Origin of the sequence: Tropicibacter naphthalenivorans, from assembly GCF_900176475.1 — a bacterium.
Lineage (GTDB): Bacteria > Pseudomonadota > Alphaproteobacteria > Rhodobacterales > Rhodobacteraceae > Tropicibacter > Tropicibacter naphthalenivorans.
Window position 1 is genome coordinate 111,846 of the sequence record NZ_FWXX01000006.1, and the last position, 19,782, is coordinate 131,627.

The 19,782-nt window shown below is 64.1% G+C and carries 20 protein-coding genes; 6 read left to right on the plus strand and 14 right to left on the minus strand.

Translation table 11 applies throughout. The features are described 5' to 3' along the window. Positions 1 to 18: 18 nt before the first annotated feature. The 3 genes from B9A11_RS13700 to B9A11_RS13710 all read right to left on the minus strand — a co-directional run bounded on the left by B9A11_RS13700 (position 19) and on the right by B9A11_RS13710 (position 3,017). The gene (locus tag B9A11_RS13700) at positions 19 to 840 is read right to left on the minus strand and encodes an ATP-binding cassette domain-containing protein (protein ID WP_083499900.1); all 822 of its coding nucleotides are present in this window, start codon (positions 838 to 840) and stop codon (positions 19 to 21) included. Further along, the gene (locus B9A11_RS13705) at positions 816 to 1,898 is read right to left on the minus strand and encodes an ABC transporter permease (RefSeq protein ID WP_058248607.1); all 1,083 of its coding nucleotides are present in this window, start codon (positions 1,896 to 1,898) and stop codon (positions 816 to 818) included. Before B9A11_RS13705 ends, B9A11_RS13700 begins: the two co-directional genes overlap by 25 nt. A gap of 99 nt (positions 1,899 to 1,997) precedes the next feature. Then, positions 1,998 to 3,017, minus strand: coding sequence for a sugar ABC transporter substrate-binding protein (locus tag B9A11_RS13710; RefSeq protein ID WP_058248608.1), 1,020 nt, complete (start codon positions 3,015 to 3,017; stop codon positions 1,998 to 2,000). 256 nt (positions 3,018 to 3,273) lie between these two features. On the opposite strand from B9A11_RS13710, the gene B9A11_RS13715 reads away from it, so the two are divergent. Continuing rightward, positions 3,274 to 4,452, plus strand: a complete 1,179-nt coding sequence (locus B9A11_RS13715) for an ROK family transcriptional regulator (RefSeq protein ID WP_058248609.1) — start codon at positions 3,274 to 3,276, stop codon at positions 4,450 to 4,452. Here the strand turns inward: B9A11_RS13715 and B9A11_RS13720 are convergent, their stop codons facing one another. From B9A11_RS13720 to B9A11_RS13760, 10 genes are all read right to left on the minus strand, one after another. Next, a complete protein-coding gene (locus tag B9A11_RS13720) occupies positions 4,453 to 5,787 on the minus strand; it encodes a sigma-54-dependent transcriptional regulator (protein WP_058248610.1) in 1,335 nt (444 codons plus the stop codon). Positions 5,788 to 5,815: 28 nt separating this feature from the next. Continuing rightward, the gene (locus B9A11_RS22485; RefSeq protein WP_268811252.1) at positions 5,816 to 5,941 is read right to left on the minus strand and encodes a hypothetical protein; all 126 of its coding nucleotides are present in this window, start codon (positions 5,939 to 5,941) and stop codon (positions 5,816 to 5,818) included. A gap of 6 nt (positions 5,942 to 5,947) precedes the next feature. Further along, positions 5,948 to 7,237 (minus strand): c-type cytochrome, encoded by a 1,290-nt coding sequence (locus tag B9A11_RS13725; protein ID WP_058248611.1) that lies wholly within the window; start codon positions 7,235 to 7,237, stop codon positions 5,948 to 5,950. Then, entirely contained in the window at positions 7,234 to 8,433 is a 1,200-nt protein-coding gene (locus B9A11_RS13730) for a formate dehydrogenase subunit gamma (protein ID WP_058248612.1), read from the minus strand. The genes B9A11_RS13725 and B9A11_RS13730 overlap by 4 nt, the downstream gene beginning before the upstream one ends. 136 nt (positions 8,434 to 8,569) lie before the next feature. Next, positions 8,570 to 9,163, minus strand: a complete 594-nt coding sequence (gene fdh3B, locus B9A11_RS13735) for a formate dehydrogenase FDH3 subunit beta (RefSeq protein ID WP_058248613.1) — start codon at positions 9,161 to 9,163, stop codon at positions 8,570 to 8,572. 12 nt (positions 9,164 to 9,175) lie between these two features. Beyond that, positions 9,176 to 12,070, minus strand: coding sequence for a formate dehydrogenase subunit alpha (locus B9A11_RS13740; protein ID WP_058248614.1), 2,895 nt, complete (start codon positions 12,068 to 12,070; stop codon positions 9,176 to 9,178). A gap of 109 nt (positions 12,071 to 12,179) precedes the next feature. Beyond that, on the minus strand, positions 12,180 to 12,365 hold the full coding sequence (locus tag B9A11_RS13745; protein WP_058248615.1) for a hypothetical protein: 186 nt from the start codon (positions 12,363 to 12,365) through the stop codon (positions 12,180 to 12,182). Positions 12,366 to 12,439: 74 nt separating this feature from the next. Continuing rightward, positions 12,440 to 13,042, minus strand: coding sequence for a TorD/DmsD family molecular chaperone (locus B9A11_RS13750; protein WP_143595887.1), 603 nt, complete (start codon positions 13,040 to 13,042; stop codon positions 12,440 to 12,442). Positions 13,043 to 13,044: 2 nt separating this feature from the next. Continuing rightward, a complete protein-coding gene (locus B9A11_RS13755; protein ID WP_058248617.1) occupies positions 13,045 to 13,638 on the minus strand; it encodes a DUF3306 domain-containing protein in 594 nt (197 codons plus the stop codon). Then, the gene (locus B9A11_RS13760; RefSeq protein WP_058248728.1) at positions 13,635 to 14,168 is read right to left on the minus strand and encodes a DUF3305 domain-containing protein; all 534 of its coding nucleotides are present in this window, start codon (positions 14,166 to 14,168) and stop codon (positions 13,635 to 13,637) included. Before B9A11_RS13760 ends, B9A11_RS13755 begins: the two co-directional genes overlap by 4 nt. Positions 14,169 to 14,542: 374 nt before the next feature. On the opposite strand from B9A11_RS13760, the gene B9A11_RS13765 reads away from it, so the two are divergent. Then, on the plus strand, positions 14,543 to 16,486 hold the full coding sequence (locus B9A11_RS13765) for a 4Fe-4S binding protein (RefSeq protein WP_058248618.1): 1,944 nt from the start codon (positions 14,543 to 14,545) through the stop codon (positions 16,484 to 16,486). 5 nt (positions 16,487 to 16,491) lie between these two features. Here the strand turns inward: B9A11_RS13765 and B9A11_RS13770 are convergent, their stop codons facing one another. Then, positions 16,492 to 17,235 carry a hypothetical protein gene (locus tag B9A11_RS13770; protein ID WP_058248619.1) on the minus strand — a complete coding sequence of 248 codons (744 nt, stop codon included), beginning with the start codon at positions 17,233 to 17,235 and terminating at the stop codon, positions 16,492 to 16,494. A 56-nt stretch (positions 17,236 to 17,291) separates the two neighbouring features. On the opposite strand from B9A11_RS13770, the gene B9A11_RS13775 reads away from it, so the two are divergent. From B9A11_RS13775 to B9A11_RS13790, 4 genes are read left to right on the plus strand one after another with little or no spacing between them, the layout of a single operon-like run. Next, positions 17,292 to 17,483 carry a DUF6494 family protein gene (locus tag B9A11_RS13775; protein ID WP_058248620.1) on the plus strand — a complete coding sequence of 64 codons (192 nt, stop codon included), beginning with the start codon at positions 17,292 to 17,294 and terminating at the stop codon, positions 17,481 to 17,483. Next, complete coding sequence (locus B9A11_RS13780; RefSeq protein ID WP_058248621.1) at positions 17,484 to 18,545, plus strand: Mrp/NBP35 family ATP-binding protein; 1,062 nt, start codon at positions 17,484 to 17,486, stop codon at positions 18,543 to 18,545. Continuing rightward, complete coding sequence (locus B9A11_RS13785) at positions 18,542 to 19,249, plus strand: biotin/lipoate--protein ligase family protein (RefSeq protein ID WP_058248622.1); 708 nt, start codon at positions 18,542 to 18,544, stop codon at positions 19,247 to 19,249. The genes B9A11_RS13780 and B9A11_RS13785 overlap by 4 nt, the downstream gene beginning before the upstream one ends. After that, the gene (locus tag B9A11_RS13790; RefSeq protein WP_058248623.1) at positions 19,246 to 19,755 is read left to right on the plus strand and encodes a DUF6505 family protein; all 510 of its coding nucleotides are present in this window, start codon (positions 19,246 to 19,248) and stop codon (positions 19,753 to 19,755) included. The genes B9A11_RS13785 and B9A11_RS13790 overlap by 4 nt, the downstream gene beginning before the upstream one ends. Positions 19,756 to 19,782: the final 27 nt, after the last annotated feature.

The following is a 19,782-nucleotide window of genomic DNA, read 5'->3' on the forward strand; positions in this document are numbered from 1 at the left end:
CCCTTGTTTTTCGCTGGTTTACGCGACCTTCGGCGTCAACTGCTGGTCTTCGATGGGCGGCGCCTCTGACGCGCCGGTCATGATCGCCACCGCATCGGACATCGAGAACTTGGCCGGGTCGATCACCGCGTGACGCTTGCCCAGACGGTGGATGTGGATGCGATCCGCCACCTCGAAAACATGCGGCATGTTGTGCGAGATCAGCACAATCGGAATGCCCCGCGACCGGACCTCTTGGATCAGCTCCAGCACGCGGCGGCTTTCCTTGACGCCAAGCGCCGCTGTCGGCTCATCCATGATGATGAACTTCTTGGCAAAGGCCGCAGCGCGGGCCACCGCGACGCCTTGGCGCTGACCACCGGACAGGGTTTCCACGGCTTGATTGATCGATTGCACGGTCATCAGGCCAAGATCGCTCAGCTTTTGACGGGCGAAGTCTTCCATCGCCTTCTTGTCGAGCTGGCGAAAGACCTTGCCCATGACCCCCGGTTTCAGCAGCTCGCGCCCGGCGAACATATTGTCCGCGATGGACAAAGCCGGAGAGAGCGCAAGCTGTTGATAAACAATCTCGATCCCCATGTCGCGCGCATCCAGAGGGCTGTTGAAGTGGACCGGCTTGCCTTCGATCTTGATTTCGCCTTCGTCGGGATGCACCGCGCCGCAGATCGACTTGACGATAGAGGACTTGCCCGCCCCGTTGTCGCCGATCACGGCGAGGATTTCACCCGGATAGAGGTCAAAATCGGAATGGTCGATGGCTGTGACGTGGCCGTAGCGTTTGACGATCCCACGACCTTGAACGATGGGTTGCACAGTCATGCCGACACCTTTCTGATCCATTGGTCCATGGCCACCGCGACGATGATCAGCACGCCAAGCGCCATGTATTTCGCCTGTGTGTCCAGCGAGGTCATGGACAGCCCCGCGTCGAACACCTGCACGATGATCGCGCCAAAGAACACGCCCCATATCGAGCCGCGCCCGCCAAACAGCGAGATTCCCCCGATCACCACGGCAGTGATGCTTTCAAGGTTAGCCTCGGCGAACGACGTTGGGGACGCCGATCCCAGACGGCCAATCGCCATCCAAGCCGCAAGCCCGCCAACGACACCGGCCACGATGTAGACCTGCCGCAAAACGCGGTCGGACTGCATCCCCGACAGCTCGGCGGCCTCGGCATCATCGCCCACGGCATAGACGTGTCGGCCCCAGGCGGTCTGCGTCAGCACGTACCATAGCACGAAAAAGATCACGAACAGCAGGATGGACCCATAGGTCAGCCGCACCGGCCCAAGCACCAGCACATTGCCCCAGAATTTCAGCAAGGGCGCGACCTTGTCGATGTCGCCGCCACGGATGGATTGCGACCCGAAGACCATGAAAATCAACGCATAAAAGATGCGCCACGTGCCCAGTGTGGTGATGAACGGCGGCAGTTTGACCTTGGTCACCAGCAGACCGTTGAGGAACCCGCACAGGCCGCCGCCCCCAAGACCGATCAGCACCGCCAGCGGCGCAGGCACGCCCATGGACACCGCCAAATGGCCCATCGCCATGCTCATCAGCACCATCAGCGCGCCAATCGACAGGTCAATCCCCGCCGTCAGGATAACCAGCGTTTGCGCCGCCGCCAAGGTGCCGACGATGCTGACCCGCTGAAGGATCACGTTCATGTTGTACAGGGACAGGAACTTGCCATCGGTGACAACCGCAAAGCCGACAATGCCGAGGATCAAGATCACCACCGGCACGATCGTCGGATTGCCATGCAGGAAATGTTGCAGGGATTTCAGAAACGTACGGTCGGTATTTTCGAAACGCGCGACGTTGGTGTCGCTTTGGTTCAGGGTCTGTTCGAAATCCTGACCGCCGGGGCGCTGAGGCGCGGGTTCGGCCATGGCCATACCTCCGGGAATTGGAAAAACGGCGCGCTATGCGGCGCGGGAATAAAATAGGGGCAGGCCAATCGCTGGCCCGCCCCCTTTATCGTGCGGGATTTAGCCCCAGCAGAGCTTGAGCGCTTCTTCCGAGGTGATGGACTCGATGCCGTCAACCGGCTTGTCGGTCACCAGCTGAACGCCGGTGTTGTAAAAGTCCAGACCTTCGGAGTTCTGCGGCTTTTCACCGGTTTCGGCAAAGGTTTTGATCGCTTCGATGCCCTTGGAAGCCATCAGCAGCGGGAACTGCATGGAGGTCGCGCCGATCACGCCTTCGGCCACGTTCTGCACGCCGGGGCAGCCGCCGTCGACGGACACGATCAGCGCCTGGCTTTCCAGACCGACCGATTTCAGCGCCTCGTAAGCGCCCGCAGCCGCCGGTTCGTTGATGGTGTAAACCACGTTCACGCCGCTATCTTTTTGCAGCAGGTTTTCCATGGCGGTGCGGCCGCCTTCTTCGTTGCCGTTGGTCACGTCGTTGCCAACGATACGCGCGTCATCTTCGTCACCGATGTCGGTCGGGTCCTTGATGTCGACGCCAAAGCCCTGAAGGAAGCCGTTGTTGCGCAGGTAGTCCACCGAGATTTCCGACGCGTTCAGGTCGAGCAGCGCGATCTTGGCCTCGTCCGCGTTCATGGACGCGGCGGCCCACTGGCCGATCAACTCACCAGCCTTGAAGTTGTCGGTGGCAAAGGTCGCGTCAGCAGTTTCCGCCGGTTCAAACGGCGTGTCCAGCGCGATCACAAGGATGCCAGCGTCGCGCGCCTGACCGATGACCGGCGCCAGCGCGCGGCTGTCGGACGGGGTGATCAGGATGCCCTTGGCGCCGCTTGCGATGCAGGATTCAACCGCCGCGACCTGGCTTTCGACGTCGCCGTCGATCTTGCCCGCAAAGGTCTGCAAGCTGATGCCGTTGGCCTCTGCCCCTTGCAGCGCGCCCTCTTTCATCTTGACGAAGAAAGGGTTGGTGTCGGTCTTGGTGATCAGGCATGCGCCGGTTTCAGCCTGTGCCGCGCCAGCGGACAGGGCAACGATGGATGCGGTCGCAGCCAATTTGATGGCTGATTTAATGGTCTTCATGGTGTATCCTCCCAAAAGAAATCCGGTGCGATGGTTTGGGCTTGGCCGCCCAGCGAAGCCTCACCTTCTGCATCGCGTGGCCCAAGGTAAGCAGATTCGAACCCCGCGCGTCAATAGATAAAGCAATCTTATTTATTATTGACTTGAGGGCCGACTTGCGGGACTGTTCAGGACACCCTAAACCCGGGTTTTTTACGCAAGCGTTTGAAGTAACGGAAAAAACGTGACACAGGAAACGGCCTATTCGATAGCGTCCATGTCTCGTGGATCGAACCAAAGCGGCATTCGTGCCTACAACGAACGCCTCGTGCTGACTTTGATTCGACAAAACGGACCGCTCGCCAAGGTCGAGATCGCCCGGCGCACTGGCCTGTCGGCGCAGACCGTGTCGGTGATCATGCGCGCGCTTGAGGCCGACGGCCTGCTTGGCAAGGGAGAGCCGGTGCGCGGCAAGGTCGGCCAGCCTTCGGTGCCCATGGGGTTGCAACCCGATGGGGCATTCTTTCTGGGGCTCAAGATCGGGCAGCGCAGTCTGGACCTGATCCTGACGGATTTTCTGGGCGCCGAACTGGGCCGCCGGTCGCTGCGCAACACTGCGCCCCTGCCCCGCACCGTCACCGAGTTTACCAACGCCTCGATTGGCGCGCTGCTCGAGACCCTGACCAAGGCTCAGCGTGCCCGCGTCGCGGGCCTCGGCATCGCAACGCCATTCCGGCTGTGGGAATTCCCGACGCCCTTCAAGGTCGACAAGGCCGAAATGCAAGGCTGGCGCGACTATGACCTGGCGGCGGAGCTGCACGCCGAATGGGGCTTTCCGGTCTATCTGCAAAACGACGCCTCTTGCGCCTGCGGGGCCGAGTTGGTCTTTGGCGATCAGAACAAACCAGCGAACTTTCTGTATTACTTCATTGGCTATTTCATCGGCGGTGGGCTGGTGCTGGACAATGCGCTTTACACCGGCTCGACCGGGAACGCGGCGGCCTTTGGCTCGACCCCGATCGGGGTCAAGGGCGGCAAGATCGTACAGCTGTTCAACGTCGCCTCGCTGGCCAATCTTGAACGCGAGATGAGCGCCGCCACCGGCGACAATGACGCCGTGTCCGAGGATTCACGCGCGTGGAACGTGCCTGATCACATCCTTGATCCGTGGATCATGGGCACGGCGCAGGGGCTGACCTATGCCATCGCCTCGGCGACCAGCGTGATTGACGTGGAATGTGTGATCCTCGACGGCAGCATCCCGCAGGACGTGCGCGCGCGCATCGTCGAGATCACCCAGCGCCAACTGCGCAGCCTAACCATTCCGGGGCTGGAACTGCCCTACATCCGCGAAGGCTCTGTCGGCCCGGATGCGCGTGCCTTTGGCGCGGCGAGCCTGCCCTTGGCGGATCGCTTTATGGTGGATCGCGCGGCGCTGCTGTCTGCCGGGCAATAGCTATTCGCCCCAGACCGCCATCTTGCGGTCGATGGTCTTGCGCGAGACACCCAAGCGCCGCGCCGCTTCGGCCCGGTTGCCGTCACAGCGATCCAGCACGTGCATCATGTGGCGCTGCATCACCAGATCGAGGTTCTCGATGGCCTCGGTGCCCGCGACACTGCCCTGCCCCGAGAATTCGTCGGGGAACCCGCCAAGGATCACAGACCGTTCGATCAGGTTGCGCAGCTCGCGCACATTCCCCGGCCAGTCGTAACGTCGCAGTTTCAGCAAGGTCTGCTCGTCCAGCGCAAGGGGCCGCATCCCCAAGGTCGTGGCGAACTGTTCCATGAACAGCGATGCCAGCTCGACAATGTCGTCTGCGCGTTCGCGCAAAGGTGGCATCTCGATCCGCAAAACATTGATCCGGTGGTACAAATCGGCGCGGAACTTGCCCATGGCCACCGCTTGATCCAGATCGGCGTTGGTCGCAAACAGGAACCGCAGGTTCAGCGGGATTTCCCGCTCGGCCCCGATGGGGCGCACCCGCTGGTCTTCGAGCACACGGAGCAGCGCTGCCTGAAGCTGCTCGGGCATCTGCGCCACTTCGTCCAGGAACAGCGTACCGCCATCCGCCAGCAGGAACAGCCCCGGTTTCAGGCGGTCGTCGCTCTCGACCCGGCCAAACAGCTCCGAGGCCATGTGATCCGGCGCGATCGCCGCGCAATTCACCGCGACAAAGGGTTTTTCGGCGCGGTCCGACAGCGCATGAAGCGACCGGGCCGCGATTTCCTTGCCCGTGCCGCTCGCGCCGGTGAACAGGACGGGCGTCGGCAACGGCCCCAGCTTGTGCAGCATGTCGCGCACCGCAGACACCGCCTGCGAGGTGCCCAGCAGCTTGCCGCGCGCTGCATCGGTGTTCAGCTCGTGGCGCAGCAAGGTGTTGTCGCGCCGCAGATATTTGCGATCAAGCGTCCGCGCCACCGCCCCCAGAATCTGGTTCGCCCGGAACGGTTTGAGCACAAAGTCACTGACCCCGGCGCGCAGGGCGGCAATCGCCGTTTCCAGATCCGCATAGGCGGTGATCATGATCGTATCGGCGAAAAAGCCCTTGCGGCGCTGTTCCGTCACCCATTCCAGCCCGGTAGTCCCGGGCATGATATTGTCGAGGATCACCAGATCGAAATGCGCCTCGTCCAGCAGGCGGGTCGCCTCTGCCGGAGAGCCAGCCTCGGCCACGCGTTTGACGCGCGAGGACAGGATGCGGGTCAGGAAATGACGCATCCCCGGCTCGTCATCGATCACAAGGATCGATGCGCCCGCCAAGGTGCCGCCGTAATCGTCAGGGGTGCTCATGCGCTTGGTGCTACCTGAAAAGGGCCGGTTACTCTAGGCGGACGTTGGGGCCGGACATCACATCCGCCGAGGAAAACCCCATTTCGTGCAGCGCGAAATAGGCGCCGATGGCGATGAGGGTCATGGCGACAAAGCCGGTGAACATGGCTTTCATTGCGGGTTACTCCTGTCGGTTGGCCGTGGTGGCCTGCTTGAGAAAAGCGATCAGATCGGCGCGGTCATTGGCGCCTGCGATCACCTGCATGGGCATTTTTGAGCCAGGAATATAGTGATCCGGCCCTTGGTCGAACAGCGCGTCGATGGTGGCGTCGGACCACGTAAAATCGGCGCTCTGCAAGGTTTGCGAATAGCTGTAGCCCGGCAGGCTTCCGGCGCGGCGGCCAAAGACCCCGTACAGCGTCGGCCCTGCCTTGCGCGATGGGCCCGGCGTCAGGGCGTGGCAGATGGAACACTTGCGCATGAATTGCCGCTCGCCGTTGGGCATTGTGTCTGCCGCGCGCAAGAAGCTGCGCTGCCCGTCGATCCCCGGTTCGAAGGCGTCCAACAAGGCGACGGGCCAGCCATAGGCCACATCGTCCAGCCCTCCGGCCCAGATCACCGCGCCGTCGGGCGAAAAGGCCAGCGCCCAGACCGGCCCGCGCCGGGTCGCGCGGAAATCGCGGGCGATGCGCCAGTTGGCGGTGTCGATGATCATGATGTAGCCTTCACCATCGCCCACGGCGAGCTGATGGGTCTCGGCGTGATAGGCCAGCGCCAGAATCGGGCGCCGATCCAGCGTGAAGTCCGCGATCTCGGCCCCATCTTGGTCGATGATACGCGTGCCGCCATCCACCGCGCCATAGGCGATCCAATCCCCGGTCACGACCAGTTCATTGATGCCAAAGCCGTGCTGGACCACCGGCAGCGCCTCGGCCTTGGTTAGATCGTAGCGCATGAGCACGCCATTCGACGTCCCGGCATAAAGGCGCGATGGGCTTTCAAAAGCGACGGCGTTCACGCCCCCCGGCGCATCAAGGTGTGCCGAGGGCGTGCCAGACAGCGACCAAAGCCCGATCGTCCCATCCCAAGAGGCAGAGGCGAGCAGGCCGCCACCCGGCGACAGGGCAAGATCCGTGACCTTGCCCTTGTGACGCCCCAAAACCCGAGGGTCGGGACCGCCCAGACTGCGCACCGCGAAATCATCGCCCGCCGAGAACACGCCGCACCCCGTCCCGTCGGGACCGCAACCCCAGTGGACCACGGCGTTCACCGCCGCCTCATGGCCTTCGAGCCACTGGGGCACCGCCCCGTCCCACAGCCCGACGGAATTGTCGAAACTGGCCGTCGCCACCTGTCCAGAGCGCGAGACGGCGATGTCCATGATCGGCCCGCCGTGCCCCTTGAGCGTGGTGAACTCCTGCGCCGAGGCGACCCCGGCGCAGAGCATCAGCGCTGTCAGCAGCGCCTTCATTCGGCTGGGGTGGCCTGATCGGACGCTTTGCCCTCTTTGGCCTTGATCTCCTCCAGCCAGATCGAGTGGTGCTGATGCGCCCATGCCTCGTCCACCTGGCCAGAGCCCATGGCGTCATAGGCGCCTTCCATGCCCACCGAGCCGATGTAGATATGCGCGATGATGATCGCCATCAGCACAAAGGCGACGATGGCGTGCCACAACTGCGCCAGCTGCATTTCCTCTTGCGGGGCAAGCTCGGTCGGCAGGGCGGCCATGTCGAACCACCCCGGCACGCCCAGATCATTCAGGATACCAAAGGTGTGCCCGAACAGCGGCATCTGGAACGGGAACAGCAGCGACAGGCCCGACACGGCAATCGAGCCGCCCAACACGATCACGCTCCAGAAGATGATCTTTTGCCCGGCGTTGAACTTCTTGGCCGGAGGGTGCGCGTTGCCGATGATCCCGCCTGCCTGCTTGAACCAAATGAGGTCCAGCTTGTTGGGGATATTGTGCCAAACCCACAGGAAGAACACGAAAATCAGCCCAAGGATAAAGGCCCAGGCCACGTTGTTGTGGATGAACTTGGACGCGGTCAGCAGCGTCGCGTTCAGGTCTTTGCCAAGATAGGGCGCGATGAACATCCGGCCAAACAGCGTCAGCAGACCCGTCACCGCCAGCAGGATGAAAGAGCCCGCCAGCAGCCAGTGCGAGAACCGCTCAAAGAACTGAAAGCGCGTGACGGTGCTGCCCGCCTTGCCGCCGTCGATGCCGATGCGGCCCCGCAGCAGGTAGAACACGACCAAAAAGCCAATGGTCCCCAGCAACAGCCAGCCGCCATAGGTCGCCAGCGGCCCCTTGCGGAACTCGTACCAGCGCATCCCGCCGTCCTGGACAAGGACTTTGCCCACGTCAGAACGGGTGGACACGGTCACGTCCGCCTTGTTGTAGCGCAGCGCGCGCCACAGCTCTGGGTCGGAGGCGCCGCCCAAGGGACCAAGCCCCGGCGCGCTGATCGCATCACCGCCAATCGCATCGCTGCGGAAACTGTCGTCGATGGCCTGCCCCTCTTGACGGCGCAGGATGTCCTCTAGGGTTTGCGCCCCGCCGGTGGCGGAACGGTCGATCGCGGGTGCATCCGTGTCCTGCGCGTGGCCAAGTCCCGGCGCGGTCAGCAGGATGCAAGTCAGTAGAGCCATCAAGTGGCGCAACATGGGTCTTCCCCCTCATGTGCAAAGCAAAGATGCCGCATGGCCCTCGCCATACGGTGCAACGAAAGGTAGGGCGGGAAATCCCCCGCCCCACCGCTAAACGCGCGGTTTAGCAGTCTTTTTGGTCGCCCGGATGGCTTTAGCCATCCTTTTGGTCATAAGCGGTGCCCCAGCCCCATGCGCCCGAGCCAAAGCCGCGCGCCACAACGCGCTCGCGGTAGATGGCCGAGACCACATCGCCGTCACCGGCGAGCAGAGCCTTGGTGGAACACATCTCGGCGCAGATGGGCAGCTTGCCCTCGGCGATCCGGTTGCGCCCGTACTTGGAGAACTCGGCATTCGAGTTGTTCTCTTCGGGGCCACCGGCGCAGAAGGTGCATTTGTCCATCTTGCCGCGCGAACCAAAGTTGCCCGCCTGCGGGTACTGCGGCGCGCCAAAAGGGCACGCGTAAAAGCAGTAGCCGCAGCCGATGCACAGGTCTTTGGAGTGCAGGACGACGCCTTCTTCGGACTGATAGAAGCAGTCGACCGGGCACACGGCCATGCAGGGCGCGTCCGAGCAGTGCATACAGGCCACGGAAATCGAGCGTTCGCCCGGTTTGCCGTCCTGAATGGTCACCACGCGGCGACGGTTGATGCCCCACGGCACCTCGTGCTCGTTCTTGCAGGCGGTGACGCAGGCGTTGCACTCGATGCAACGTTCAGCATCGCAAAGGAATTTTGCTCTTGCCATATCTGTGTCTCCTTATGCCGGCATGATCTTGCAGAGGGTGGCCTTGGTCTCTTGCATCTGAGTGACCGAGTCATAGCCGTAGGTCTGCGCGGTGTTGGTGGATTCGCCCAGGACATAGGGGTCGCTGCCTTCGGGGTACTTGTCCCGCAGGTCCTCGCCCTGGAAGTGGCCGCCAAAGTGGAAGGGCATGAAAGCCACGCCCGATCCGACGCGTTCGGTGACCATCGCCTTGACCTTGACCTTGCCGCCCTCGGGGCCTTCGACCCAGCACATGCTGCCGTCCCGCACACCAAGATCGTTGGCGTCGCGCGGGTTGATCTCGACGAACATGTCCTGCTGAAGCTCGGCCAGCCACGGGTTGGAGCGCGTCTCGTCGCCGCCGCCTTCGTATTCGACCAGTCGGCCCGACGTCAGGATGATCGGATAATCCTTGCTGAAGTCGTTCTTCTGGATCGACGCATACATGGTCGGCAGACGATAGAACTTGCGGTCCTCGTAGGTCGGGTAATCCTCGACCAGATCGCGCCGGTTGGTGTACAGCGGCTCGCGGTGCACCGGGATCGGATCGGGGAAGGTCCACACAACGGTCCGCGCCTTGGCGTTGCCATAGGGCGCACAGCCGTGCTTGATCGCGACCCGCTGGATGCCGCCCGAAAGGTCGGTCTTCCAGTTGGTCTTGGGACCGGCCACGGCATCAATCGCTGCGCGTTCCTCGTCGGTCAGATCGCTGTCCCAGCCGAGGTCCATGAGCATCTGCATGGTGAACTCAGGGTAACCGTCCTGAATTTCCGAACCGGGGTTATAGACGCCCTCGGCCAGCAGGTTTTCACCATTGCGTTCCACGCCATAGCGCGCCCGGAAGGGCAGACCGCCATCGGCCACGGGCTTCGAGATGTCATACAGGTTCGGCGAGCCGGGATGGTTCATCTCGGGCGTGCCCCAGCAGGGCCACGGCAGACCGTAGTAGTCGCCATCAGCCGGGCCACCCACCGCGCGCAAAGTCGTGCGGTCAAAGGTGTGCTGGTTGGCCATGTGCAGCTTGATCCGCTCTGGCGACTGGCCGGTGTAGCCCACCGTCCACATGCCCTTGTTGATCTCGCGCAGCGTGCTTTCGATGTTCGGCGTGATGCCGTCCGCTTCCAGCTCGATGTTGCGGAAGAACCGGTCGTGCCAGCCGAACTTCTTGGCAAACAGGCCGACGATCTCGTGGTCGGGTTTGCTTTCGAACAAGGGCTGGACCACCTGCTCGCGCCACTGGATCGAGCGGTTGGACGCGGTCACCGACCCGTAGGTCTCGAACTGCGTGGCCGCCGGCAGCAGGTAGACGCCATCGGTGCGGTCATTCAGCACGGCAGAGACCGTCGGATAGGGGTCGATCACGACCAGCATATCCAGCATCTCCATCGCCTTTTTCATCTCGACCATACGGGTCTGAGAGTTGGGCGCGTGGCCCCAGAACACCATGGCGCGGACCTTGTTGGGGTTGTCCATGTTGTCCGGGTCTTCAAGAACGCCGTCGATCCAGCGGGACACCGGAATGCCCGTCAGGTTCATCAGGTTCTTTTCCTTGCCGTCGGCGCCGGTTTCCTTGGCGAACTGGTTCGACAGCCAGTCAAAGTCTTCGCCCCAGACGCGCGCCCAGTGCTGCCACGAGCCCTTGGCCAGACCGTAGTAGCCCGGCAGGGTGTGCGACAGAACACCAAGGTCGGTTGCGCCCTGCACGTTGTCGTGGCCGCGGAAGATGTTGGTGCCGCCGCCGGACGTGCCCATGTTCCCCAGCGCCAGCTGAAGCACACAATACGCGCGGGTGTTGTTGTTGCCGTTGGTGTGCTGGGTGCCGCCCATGCACCAGATCAGGGTGCCGGGACGGTTGTTGGCCAGCGTCATCGCCACGCGGCGCAGCTGCGATCCCGGAACGCCGGTGACGCGCTCGGTCTCTTCGGGGGTCCAGCGCGCAACCTCTTCGCGGATCTGGTCCATGCCCCAGACACGGGTGCGGATGAACTCTTTGTCTTCCCAACCGTTCTCAAAGATGTGCCACAGGATGCCCCAGATCAGCGCCACGTCGCTGCCAGGACGGAAGCGCACGTACTCGTCCGCGTGCGCCGCGGTGCGGGTAAAGCGCGGATCGCAGACGATCAGCGGGGCGTTGTTCTGTTCCTTGGCGCGCAGCACGTGCAGCAGCGACACCGGGTGCGCCTCTGCGGGGTTGCCGCCGATGATAAAGATCGCCTTGGAGTTATGGATGTCGTTGTAGCTGTTGGTCATGGCGCCGTAGCCCCATGTGTTCGCAACACCCGCAACGGTGGTCGAGTGGCAGATCCGCGCCTGGTGGTCGACGTTGTTCGTGCCCCAGTAGGCGGCGAACTTGCGGAACAGATAGGCCTGCTCGTTATTGTGCTTGGCGCTGCCCAGCCAATAGACGCTGTCAGGGCCGCTTTCGTCCCGGATGGTCATCATCTGGTCGCCGATCTCGTTGATCGCCTGCTCCCAGCTGATGCGGGTCCACTCGCCATTCACCTTTTTCATCGGGTACTTGAGGCGGCGCTCGCCGTGGGCGTGTTCGCGCACCGAAGCGCCCTTGGCGCAATGCGCCCCAAGGTTGAACGGGCTGTCCCAGCCGGGTTCCTGCCCCGTCCAGACGCCGTCCTGCACCTCTGCCACGACGGTACAGCCGACCGAGCAGTGCGTACATACGGATTTCTTCAGCTCCACCGCGCCGGTGGCGGTGGCCGCATTGGCCTGCTGCACGGTGCCGCCGGTCGCGGCAATCGCCGCCATCCCACCGATGGCCAGACCCGATCCGCGCAAAAACGCGCGGCGGTCAACCGAGGCGTTCGCCACCTCGGACAGGATCGAAGTCCGCTGGGGGCGTCGCGCAACCCCGTTGGTCTTTTTCCTAAGCATGTGTCTCTCTCCCTCAACGCTTTGATTTCAAAGCGCAAGATAACGAAATGACCTTGGCAGTCGGGCGTCACGCAACCAGTCGCCTTGGTCGGCAAACGCAGGGCCGGGCTTAGAACCGGGCGCTGTCGTAGAACGCACGGGTGTGCGCGGTGTCCTGCATCTTGTCAGACGTCAGGTCGGGCTGGGCGGCCTCTGCCGTCGTCCCGCTGGTCGCCACTGCCACCGCCGCAATCGGCGCCGCAGTCCCGGCCAGTTTCAGGAAATCGCGGCGTGAGGCCTCTTTCTCCTTGCTCATCAGGTCTCTCCCTTTTGAGTGGTTCCGACGGTTGCCCGCCGCTCGAAAACGGGTTGCCCCGCGGTGAAATCCGGTCAGGCGCTCATGCGGAACGCTTCGGCCTCGATCTCCATGAAGGCGCGGCCAACGCTGCCCACCGGCGCGTAGAACACCGACGTTTTCGCGCCTTCGAGATCGCCAAAGAAATGCGCCGCCCACGGCCCGATGTGCTTGTTGAAAAAGTCGCGCTGGGTTTGCAGATCGGCGGGCGCGCCAAAGCGGCCCACGATCATCGCGCCCATCATCTCCATCAGGCTGGCGATGTTGTCCTCGGGCTCAAAGACGTTCTCGGCCCGCGCAAGACCGCGCGCCGCCATGTCCTGCCGCAGCAGCGCCAGCGGTTTCTCGTTCAGGAACCCGGTCAGGTAATAAGACGCATAGGGCAGCAGCTCGCCGCGCCCGAGGCCGATGAACAGCTTGTTGTACTCGGACTGGACGGTCTGCGGCTTGGTCAGGCGGGCCATCTTTGCCAGCGTGGTGATCGCCTTGCCCAGATCGCTGTCGTCCCCGGACAGCCCGGCCGTCTGGTCCAGCAACATCTGGTCCGGCGGCCCGGACAGGATCAGCCCAAGAAAGTTGTAAAGATCCGCGCGAAGGCGGTCTTCGGCGGCGATCTGCGGGGCGGGGTCTGCGGTCATGGTCATCCTTGCGTACTCTCGAAATGAAAACGCATCCGGCGCGGCGCTGTGGGCGCGGGCGGCTCTTGGTCTGCGGTTTCGAATTGCGGTGCGGCGGGCGCTGTGTTGGGCGCGGGCTCGGGGGCTGTGTCGAGCGTTGGGGCCTGCTCGGCCTCGGCGACCGGCTCTGGCTCGGGTTCAGCCAGACGCGCGGCCTTGGCCTCTGCCTCGGCTTCGGCCTCCAGCGCTTTGTCGAACATGCCCTTGCCCACTTGGTAAATCGTCTGAAGGTTCTCGACGACGGTGGCGCTGTCGGTAAAATCCTCGCCGTAATCCACCAGCCCGTCGACATTCGCCAGCACCGGGTTCAGCCGCCACAGCCGCCGCAGCGCGCGGGTTTTCAGCCGCTGGGGCAGCGCCGCCTTGAGGAAATCCTGCACCTGCTCGGCGCTTTCCAAACTATCGGGATCGGGCAGGCCCGCCTCGGCCAGCAGCTCTTCGTCCGATTTCTCGGCCAAGGCGGCCTCTTGCGCCTGCGCCTCGGCGGCGGCAACGGCGGCCTGTTCAGCGCGGGCCTCGGCTTCGACGGCCGCTTTGCGCTTTTCCCAAAAGCTCATTGCAGCCGCCCCCGTTTCAGCGCCGGGGACGCGTAGATATCCGCCGCCTTGCCGATGCGCGGATCGCCGACGCCATCCTGCACCAGATCGACGCGCTTTTTGTCGCGCTTGCGCTTCACAAAGACCTCGTCCTCGTGGAAATCCTCGATGAAATCGCGGACCCAAGCCACCAGCCCGTGCGGCATCGGTACCTTTTCCACGATCTCCTCGCCGCTGTCGGTGTAATCCTGCGCCTCGTAGGGCGAAGCGGTGACCAGCAGAACATCCAAGGGATCGCTGCCTTCGCCCGCGCGCATCACGACAAAGACGCTGGGCACCTCGGCGGTGATGCCGTGCAGATAGGCTTCGGTTTCGGCGCCATGCAGTTCCAGCGTCAGGGTGGCGGCGTGATATTCGACCGCCTCGCCTTCGCGGCGCAGCTCGCGCCAGTCCGCCTCGGGCGCGCCCGGCAGCACGGCAACCGCCGTCCAATGCCAAGCCGCCCAGCGAGTGACGCCGGGTGTCTTTCTCAGAACGATGCCGACGGGCATCGTGCGATACATGTTCGGGTTGTGGATCAACCTAAGTCCTCCCTGGGGCTTTAGAGTGGTCCAGCCAGCGCCCTTGGGGAAAGGGCGAATTTGTATACCGCTGCATTCTTGTGCGCCTGTTGGACATTTTGGGCCAAGCTTGGGCGCGCAGATCACCGGGACGGACGAAATGTCTAATCCTACTTTTTTGCTCGGAAAAACGCCGCGTCGCAGCAATTCGAATCACACGCACGTTCAGGGGTGATTCGGCGGTGTTCTGCGCGGCGTCGGCGCGGTCAAAACCGGTTGTCGGCCTTATCGAATCATGCCTACGTTAGCGCCCGGCAGGGGCCAGATCGGCGGGCAGACAGACCCGTTTGGGCAGAGGGGAAATCATGACCAAGACATTGATAACATGTGATTGTTCTGGATCGCAGCAGATCGACGCAGCGGGTTTGGCGCAAAGGACCGGATGCAGCGTGCAAAGCCCCTGTTCGGCCTTGTGCACCACCCAGTTGGACCGCGCCGCAGAGGCGCTGAGCACCCCTGACACAATTTTTTGCTGCACGCAGGAGTCGCGCATTTTCGAGACTTTGGCAGAAGAGTTGGGCGTGGATGCGCCCCCCACCTTGGACCTGCGCGACCGCGCCGGGTGGAGCGCCGATCCCGCCCCCAAACTACCCAAAATGTCCGCGCTGATCGCCGAGGCGCTGTTGCCGGCCGCCCCGGCCAAGTCGCTCGACGTGGTCTCCGAGGGGCTGTGTCTGATCCTTGGCGGTCAGCCCGCCCTGGACGCCGCAGAGCAGCTCAAGAACCACCTTGGGGTGACTGTTTTGCTGACCGCTGGCGACCTGCCAGACACCCGCGATTTCGACGTCATCAAGGGGGATTTGCGCCGGGCCAAGGGCGCTTTGGGCCAGTTCGAAGTGGTCATCGACGCCTTGCAGCAGATTGACCCCACTGGGCGCGGGCCTTTGACCCTGACCGCTCCGCGCGACGGCGGTGTCTCGCAGTGCGACATCATTCTGGACCTGCGCGGCGACAGCCCGCTGTTCCCGGCGCATGAAAAACGCGAAGGTTACCTGCGCGCCGATCCCACCCACGCGCCCGGCGTGGCGGCGGCGGTCATGGCGGCCTCGCATCTGGTCGGGACGTTTGAAAAGCCGCTGTATGTGCGTACCGAAGCGCTGTTGTGTGCCCATTCGCGGGCCGAACAGACCGGCTGCACCCGCTGTCTGGACCTGTGCCCCACCGGCGCGATCACCCCGAACGGCGACCATGTCACCGTCGATCCGATGATCTGCGCGGGCTGCGGGGCGTGCTCGGCGGCCTGTCCGTCCGGCGCGATCAGCTATGACGCCCCCGCCGTCGATCTGACCATGCGCCGGGTGCAGACCTTGGCCAAAGCCTTCCTCGACGCGGGCGGCACCGCGCCCCGCTTGCTGGTGCATGACGCGCACGGGGCCGAGATGATCCGCCTGTCCGCCCGCCACGGGCGCGGCTTGCCCGCCGATGTAATCCCCTTTGAAATCAGCGCCTTGGGCGCGTTTGGTCATGCCGAGGTGATCGCTGCGCTGGCCGCTGGCTTTGCCTCGGTCAGCCTGCTGCCCGGGCCGAAGGCGGACCTTGATGCCTTGGGCGCGCAGGTCGCTTTGGCGCAGGCCATCGGCGGCGAGGCCAAGGTCCAGATCATCGACACGCCCGACCCGGACGCGATGTCTGACGCGCTCTATGCCGAAGACGCCCCGACCCCGGTCGCCAGCCCCGTCCGCCCCATGGGCACCCGCCGCCAGATCACCCGCCAAGCGGCCCGCGCGCTGCACCCGGACACGGCCCAGCTGCCCTTGCCGCCGGGCGCGCCCTATGGCGCGGTGCTGGTGGACACGGACGCCTGCACGCTGTGCCTGTCGTGTGTGTCGCTCTGCCCGTCCGGCGCGCTGGCCGACAACCCGGACATGCCGCAGCTGCGGTTCCAAGAGGACGCCTGCCTGCAATGCGGGCTATGCGCCAACATCTGCCCCGAAAAGGCGATCTCGCTAGAGCCGCGTTTGGACCTGACCGAGGCGGCTTTGCGTCAGGAAACGCTCAACGAGGAAGAGCCCTTTGCCTGCGTGGAATGCGGTACGCTCTTCGGGGTGAAATCGACGATCGAGCGGATCACCGCCAAGCTGCAAGGCCATTCCATGTTCCAGGACGACGCCAAGCTGCGGATGATCCAGATGTGCGACGATTGCCGGGTCAACGCGCAGTTCCATTCCGCGAACAACCCGTTCCAGGGGGGCGAGCGTCCGCGTCCGCGTACGACCGAAGACTACCTGTCCAAGCGCCGCGATCACTGATGCGTCTATTGATGCGCCAAGGGTGCCCCAAGATCGGCGGCGGCCATGCCCGCCACATAGGCGAGGACCGCCTCGACCTCGTCCAGCGTCAGCTCGATGGGGACGATGGGCGACGGGCGGTCCTCGGGGAAGGGCTCGGACACGTCGGTGATCAGGGTAAAGGCCGGATGCGGGTTCAAAGCGTAGAAAATGCTGAACCGCTCTTCCCAGTCGGGCAGGCTACGCAACACGGCGAAACTGGGGGTCGAGCCGATCCCCGCCATGGCCGTTTGCGCATCGACCGCGTGGCAGCGGGTGCATTTTACGCGCGACACCGTCAGACCCAGATCGGCGTCGCCGGTCAGGGCCACTTCTGCGACCGCGCGGGCCTTGGGCTGCGGCAGGGTGAACAGAGCGACACCTTCGGGCGCAAAACTGGTCACCGTATTGCGCCCCACATCCGACGTCAGCCAGTCGGCCAAGCGCTGGGTCGCGGCGTCGGGGCTGCGCTGGTCCATGTGCCAAACGGCCCCGGCCCCTTGGAACAGCGCGACGCCATCCGGCCCGAAAACCAGCCCGGCGTCCTCCAAAGGCACCAATTCCACCCGCACCTGATGTTTCAGCGTAAATCGCGGCAGGATATGCCGCATCAAACCGCTATCCACCAGAGGCGCGGGCGCGTACAAGCGCACCAAGCGATCCTGCGCGCTTGCCCCCAGCGGCAAGACAGCCCAGATCAGAACCCAAATCGCGGCACGTATCGCTCCCATTCGGTCAGCCTAGGCCGGGGCCCGCGTCTGCGTCAACTTTTGCAAAGGAGACCGTCATGAGCGACGATTTCAACATGTCCATGCGCAAGTTCCTCAAACAGGTCGGCGTGACCTCTCAGCAGGCCATCGAAGAGGCGCTGCGCGGGGCCGACACCGCCGGGAAAACCTATGCGGTCAAGGCGGTTATCACCATCGAAGAGCTGGACATGACGCACGAAGTCTCCGGCGAAATCAAAGGGGACGCATAAGTGGCCATCACCAGAGAAGACGTCCTGACAGCACTCAAGGCGATCCAAGATCCTTCGGGCAGCGACATCGTCTCGGCGGGCGTGGTGCGCGCGCTGAACGTGGATGAGGCGGGCGCGGTGCGCTTTGTCATGGAGATCGCGCCGTCGCAGGCCAAGGCCTATGAGGCGATCAAGGCGCAGGCCGAGGCGGCGCTGAAAGCGCTCGGCGCGGCCTCGACCGCCATCGTGCTGACGGGCCATTCGGACAAGGCGCCGCCCGATCTGAAACCCTCGCGCCCCGCCCAGCCGCAAGGCCCGCAAAAGGTGCCGGGCGTCGATCACATCCTCGCCGTTGCCTCGGGCAAGGGCGGCGTGGGCAAATCCACCGTCTCCGCCAACCTCGCGTGCGCTCTGGCGGCGCAGGGGCGGCGCGTGGGCCTGCTGGATGCGGATGTCTACGGGCCGTCGCAGCCGCGGATGCTGGGCGTCTCTGGCCGCCCCGCCAGCCCCGACGGCAAGACCATCCTGCCCATGCGCAACCACGGCGTGACCATGATGTCGCTCGGCCTGATGACCAACGAAGACCAGGCGGTCGTCTGGCGTGGGCCGATGCTGATGGGCGCGCTGCAACAGATGCTGATGCAGGTGCAGTGGGGCGCTTTGGACGTGCTGATCGTCGACTTGCCTCCCGGCACCGGCGACGTGCAGATGACCCTCGCGCAAAAGGCGCAAGTGGACGGTGCGGTGATCGTCTCGACCCCGCAGGACGTGGCGCTTCTGGACGCGCGCAAGGGGATCGACATGTTCAACCAGCTCAAGGTGCCGATCGTCGGCATGATCGAGAACATGTCGACGCATATCTGTTCGCAATGCGGCCACGAAGAGCACGTCTTTGGCCATGGCGGTGTTGCCGCAGAGGCCGACAAGATGGGCGTGCCGCTGCTGGCGGAAATCCCGCTGGACCTGCAGATCCGTCTCGCGGCGGACGGCGGCGCGCCCATTGTGGTCAGCCAGCCCGACAGCGCGCAGGCCAAGGCGTTCCACGACGTGGCGTCCAAGCTGGTCGCGGCGGGCGTCGCATGAGCGCGCCCCTGACCTTTCCGCCGCTGATGTACGGCGAAGAGGCGCAGGGCGGCGCGGCGCTGGAACACGCCTGTCTGCGGGCGACCATGGGCTGCGACGCGGGGCTGATCGCCTACCGGCCCGACCCGGCGACGCTGGAGGCAGCCTTGGTCTTTGCCCCCGAGGTGCCGCTGGCGCAGGCCATGGCGATGCTGCCCGCCTGCGGCGTTGGCTTCCAGAACGCTCTGGGCGCGCTGGCCCCGCCCGAGGTCGCGGTGCATCTGGATTGGGACGGCGGCATTCGCATCAACGGCGCGTCCTGCGGGCGGTTCCGGGCCATTGCCTCGGAGCTTGACCCCGCAAAGGTGCCCGACTGGCTGGTGATCGGCTGGACCCTGCCGCTGTACCCGATGTCCGAGGACATGGGCGCCACCCCCGACCAGACCGCGCTTTATGCCGAAGGCTGCGCGGACGTGGAACCCCCCGCCCTGCTCGAAGCATGGGCGCGCCACACGCTGAACTGGATCACCCGCTGGGAACAGGATGGCCCCGCCCCGCTTCACGCGGAATGGCGCGGCCTCGCCCATGGCATCGGCGAAGAGACCACGCAAAACGGCCAATCCGGCACGTTCCTCGGGATCGACGAAGCCTTTGGGATGCTCTTGCGCGATGACGCCACCACCCACCTGATCCCGCTGACAACCCTATTGGAGGACAGCCCGTGAACCTCGCCCGCGCGATCCATTTCGATGAAAGCGACCAGATGGTCTTTGCCAGCCCGGCGCGCACCGGGGAATGGTGCATTTCCGGCGGTTTTGAATTCTCTGACTGGGGCGAAGGCGACCTGACCGGCAAGCAGCGCCAAGCCTTTGCCAACGGGTGGTTCGGACTGGAAACCGGCGGGCGGGTGACCTTTGTCGCCGTGACGCAGATCGAACCCTCTGAGCTGGCCGAGCTGGAAACCCTGCTGGCGCAGCACTTTGTGACCTACTATGGCGCGCCGTCGATTGATGCCGCCCGCCCCGTCGCCCGCGAAGAGCTGTTCCACATGGCCGACCTGTGCGAGGATCATGACCCCAACACCCTGCTGATGGTGGCGCGGGAATTGACCGAGGCCGGCGTGCGCGAAGCGTTCCGCGTCATTGAGCCGTCCGAAGCGGGGCTGGACCAATTCGCCATCCACGGCAGTCTGGACGACGATCCTGGCCACGACCACGGCCATAGCCACTAAACGCCTGTCACAGCGCATAAAAAGGCC

What these genes read in the sequence shown, in the direction of transcription:
- fdh3B (WP_058248613.1), bottom strand. Translation starts at nt 9,163, where the DNA reads ATGGCAAGAGCAAAATTCCTTTGCGATGCTGAACGTTGCATCGAGTGC.
- B9A11_RS13700 (WP_083499900.1), bottom strand. Translation starts at nt 840, where the DNA reads ATGGATCAGAAAGGTGTCGGCATGACTGTGCAACCCATCGTTCAAGGT.
- B9A11_RS13755 (WP_058248617.1), bottom strand. Translation starts at nt 13,638, where the DNA reads ATGAGCTTTTGGGAAAAGCGCAAAGCGGCCGTCGAAGCCGAGGCCCGC.
- B9A11_RS13785 (WP_058248622.1), top strand. Translation starts at nt 18,542, where the DNA reads ATGAGCGCGCCCCTGACCTTTCCGCCGCTGATGTACGGCGAAGAGGCG.
- B9A11_RS13730 (WP_058248612.1), bottom strand. Translation starts at nt 8,433, where the DNA reads ATGTTGCGCCACTTGATGGCTCTACTGACTTGCATCCTGCTGACCGCG.
- B9A11_RS13705 (WP_058248607.1), bottom strand. Translation starts at nt 1,898, where the DNA reads ATGGCCGAACCCGCGCCTCAGCGCCCCGGCGGTCAGGATTTCGAACAG.
- B9A11_RS13725 (WP_058248611.1), bottom strand. Translation starts at nt 7,237, where the DNA reads ATGAAGGCGCTGCTGACAGCGCTGATGCTCTGCGCCGGGGTCGCCTCG.
- B9A11_RS13775 (WP_058248620.1), top strand. Translation starts at nt 17,292, where the DNA reads ATGAGCGACGATTTCAACATGTCCATGCGCAAGTTCCTCAAACAGGTC.
- B9A11_RS13770 (WP_058248619.1), bottom strand. Translation starts at nt 17,235, where the DNA reads ATGGGAGCGATACGTGCCGCGATTTGGGTTCTGATCTGGGCTGTCTTG.
- B9A11_RS13720 (WP_058248610.1), bottom strand. Translation starts at nt 5,787, where the DNA reads ATGAGCACCCCTGACGATTACGGCGGCACCTTGGCGGGCGCATCGATC.
- B9A11_RS13715 (WP_058248609.1), top strand. Translation starts at nt 3,274, where the DNA reads ATGTCTCGTGGATCGAACCAAAGCGGCATTCGTGCCTACAACGAACGC.
- B9A11_RS13765 (WP_058248618.1), top strand. Translation starts at nt 14,543, where the DNA reads ATGACCAAGACATTGATAACATGTGATTGTTCTGGATCGCAGCAGATC.
- B9A11_RS13745 (WP_058248615.1), bottom strand. Translation starts at nt 12,365, where the DNA reads ATGAGCAAGGAGAAAGAGGCCTCACGCCGCGATTTCCTGAAACTGGCC.
- B9A11_RS13710 (WP_058248608.1), bottom strand. Translation starts at nt 3,017, where the DNA reads ATGAAGACCATTAAATCAGCCATCAAATTGGCTGCGACCGCATCCATC.
- B9A11_RS13760 (WP_058248728.1), bottom strand. Translation starts at nt 14,168, where the DNA reads ATGCCCGTCGGCATCGTTCTGAGAAAGACACCCGGCGTCACTCGCTGG.
- B9A11_RS22485 (WP_268811252.1), bottom strand. Translation starts at nt 5,941, where the DNA reads ATGAAAGCCATGTTCACCGGCTTTGTCGCCATGACCCTCATCGCCATC.
- B9A11_RS13750 (WP_143595887.1), bottom strand. Translation starts at nt 13,042, where the DNA reads ATGACCGCAGACCCCGCCCCGCAGATCGCCGCCGAAGACCGCCTTCGC.
- B9A11_RS13740 (WP_058248614.1), bottom strand. Translation starts at nt 12,070, where the DNA reads ATGCTTAGGAAAAAGACCAACGGGGTTGCGCGACGCCCCCAGCGGACT.